Raw genomic sequence first — 3020 nt, forward strand, 5'->3', positions numbered from 1 at the left:
TGTGAACCTTGAAAACTGGATAAGATAATCACTACGCATTCCATGCGTAGATGATGACAAGACATCAAACAAACGAAACGTCTTTTCACGAAGAAAGTTAAGTGAATAAGGGCGCACGGTGGATGCCTTGGCACTAGGAGCCGATGAAGGACGGGACTAACACCGATATGCTTTGGGGAGCCGTAAGCAGGCTTTGATCCAAAGATTTCCGAATGGGGGAACCCATGGTTCGTAATGGAACCATGTCGTTATCTGAATTCATAGGATAACGACGGCAGACCCGGGGAACTGAAACATCTTAGTACCCGGAGGAAGAGAAAGCAAATGCGATTTCCCAAGTAGCGGCGAGCGAAACGGAAACAGCCCAAACCAGAAAGCTTGCTTTCTGGGGTTGTAGGACACTCCTTTGGAGTTATCAAGAAAGAAGATAGATGAATCGGTCTGGAACGATCAGCCAGAGCAGGTAAGAGCCCTGTAGTCGACATCTTCTTTCCTCCGGAGTGGATCCTGAGTACGGCGGAACACGAGGAATTCCGTCGGAATCCGGGAGGACCATCTCCCAAGGCTAAATACTCCCTAGTGACCGATAGTGAACCAGTACCGTGAGGGAAAGGTGAAAAGCACCCCGGAAGGGGAGTGAAATAGATCCTGAAACCGTGTGCCTACAAGTAGTCGGAGCCCATTGATGGGTGACGGCGTGCCTTTTGTAGAATGAACCGGCGAGTTACGACCGTATGCGAGGTTAAGCTTACAGAAGCGGAGCCGCAGCGAAAGCGAGTCTGAATAGGGCGCATTCAGTATGCGGTCGTAGACCCGAAACCGTGTGATCTACCCATGTCCAGGGTGAAGGTCAGGTAACACTGACTGGAGGCCCGAACCCACGCAAGTTGAAAATTGCGGGGATGAGGTGTGGGTAGGGGTGAAATGCCAATCGAACACGGAGATAGCTGGTTCTCTCCGAAATAGCTTTAGGGCTAGCCTCAGAATAGAAAGTCCTGGAGGTAGAGCACTGATTGGACGAGGGGCCCCTACCGGGTTACCGAATTCAGTCAAACTCCGAATGCCAGAGACTTTGTTCTGGGAGTCAGACCATGGGTGATAAGGTTCATGGTCGAGAGGGAAACAGCCCAGACCGCCAGCTAAGGTCCCAAAGTGTGTGTTAAGTGGAAAAGGATGTGGAGTTGCTTAGACAACCAGGATGTTGGCTTAGAAGCAGCCATCATTGAAAGAGTGCGTAATAGCTCACTGGTCGAGTGACTCTGCGCCGAAAATGTACCGGGGCTAAACACACCACCGAAGCTGCGGATTGATCCAATGGATCAGTGGTAGGAGAGCGTTCTAAGGGCTGTGAAGTCAGACCGTAAGGACTGGTGGAGCGCTTAGAAGTGAGAATGCCGGTATGAGTAGCGAAAAAAGAGTGAGAATCTCTTTCACCGAAAGCCCAAGGTTTCCTGAGGAAGGCTCGTCCTCTCAGGGTTAGTCGGGACCTAAGTCGAGGCCGAACGGCGTAGACGATGGACAACAGGTTGATATTCCTGTACCGCCTCCTTTCCGTTTGAACAACGGGGGGACGCAGGAGGATAAGGAGAGCGCACGATTGGAAGAGTGCGTCTAAGCTGTGAGACGGTCGGATAGGTAAATCCGTCCGGCATAACGTCAAGCAGTGACAGGGAGGGAAATATAGTACCGAAGCTCTGGATTTCACACTGCCAAGAAAATCCTCTAGTGAGGAAAGAGGCGCCCGTACCGTAAACCAACACAGGTAGGCGAGGAGAGAATCCTAAGGTGAGCGGGAGAACTCTCGTTAAGGAACTCGGCAAAATGACCCCGTAACTTCGGGAGAAGGGGTGCTCCTCTGCCGAGGAGCCGCAGTGAAAAGGCCCAAGCGACTGTTTACCAAAAACACAGGTCTCTGCGAAGCCGTAAGGCGAAGTATAGGGGCTGACACCTGCCCGGTGCTGGAAGGTTAAGGGGATGCGTTAGCCGTAAGGCGAAGCGTTGAACCGAAGCCCCAGTAAACGGCGGCCGTAACTATAACGGTCCTAAGGTAGCGAAATTCCTTGTCGGGTAAGTTCCGACCCGCACGAAAGGTGCAACGACTTGGGCACTGTCTCAACGAGAGACCCGGTGAAATTATACTATGTGTGAAGATGCACATTACCCGCGACAGGACGGAAAGACCCCGTGGAGCTTTACTGTAGCCTGATATTGAATGTTGGTACAGCTTGTACAGGATAGGTGGGAGCCTGAGAAACCGGAGCGCTAGCTTCGGTGGAGGCGCTGGTGGGATACCACCCTGGCTGTACGGACATTCTAACCCAGGACCGTGATCCGGTCCGGAGACAGTGTCAGGTGGGCAGTTTGACTGGGGCGGTCGCCTCCTAAAGAGTAACGGAGGCGCCCAAAGGTTCCCTCAGAATGGTTGGAAATCATTCGCAGAGTGTAAAGGCACAAGGGAGCTTGACTGCGAGACCTACAAGTCGAGCAGGGACGAAAGTCGGGCTTAGTGATCCGGCGGTACCGCATGGAAGGGCCGTCGCTCAACGGATAAAAGCTACCCCGGGGATAACAGGCTTATCTCCCCCAAGAGTCCACATCGACGGGGAGGTTTGGCACCTCGATGTCGGCTCATCGCATCCTGGGGCTGTAGTCGGTCCCAAGGGTTGGGCTGTTCGCCCATTAAAGCGGTACGCGAGCTGGGTTCAGAACGTCGTGAGACAGTTCGGTCCCTATCCGTCGTGGGCGTTGGAAATTTGAAAGGAGCTGTCCTTAGTACGAGAGGACCGGGATGGACACACCGCTGGTGTACCAGTTGTTCCGCCAGGAGCATCGCTGGGTAGCTACGTGTGGACGGGATAAGTGCTGAAAGCATCTAAGCATGAAGCCCCCCTTGAGATGAAATTTCCCCTTACGCCAAGTAAGTAAGATTCCTCAGAGACGATGAGGTCAATAGGTCCGAGGTGGAAGCGTGGTGACACGTGCAGCTGACGGATACTAATCAATCGAGGACTTAACTATAT

Annotated in this window: 1 rRNA gene; it reads left to right on the forward strand. The window is 52.9% G+C overall.

What is annotated here, in order from left to right:
- Nucleotides 1–95 precede the first annotated feature (95 nt).
- Nucleotides 96–3018, forward strand: a 23S ribosomal RNA gene (locus tag O2Q26_RS18890).
- Nucleotides 3019–3020: the final 2 nt, after the last annotated feature.

Source organism: Halobacillus campisalis (genome assembly GCF_030345335.1).
Classification (GTDB): domain Bacteria; phylum Bacillota; class Bacilli; order Bacillales; family Halobacillaceae; genus Halobacillus_A; species Halobacillus_A campisalis.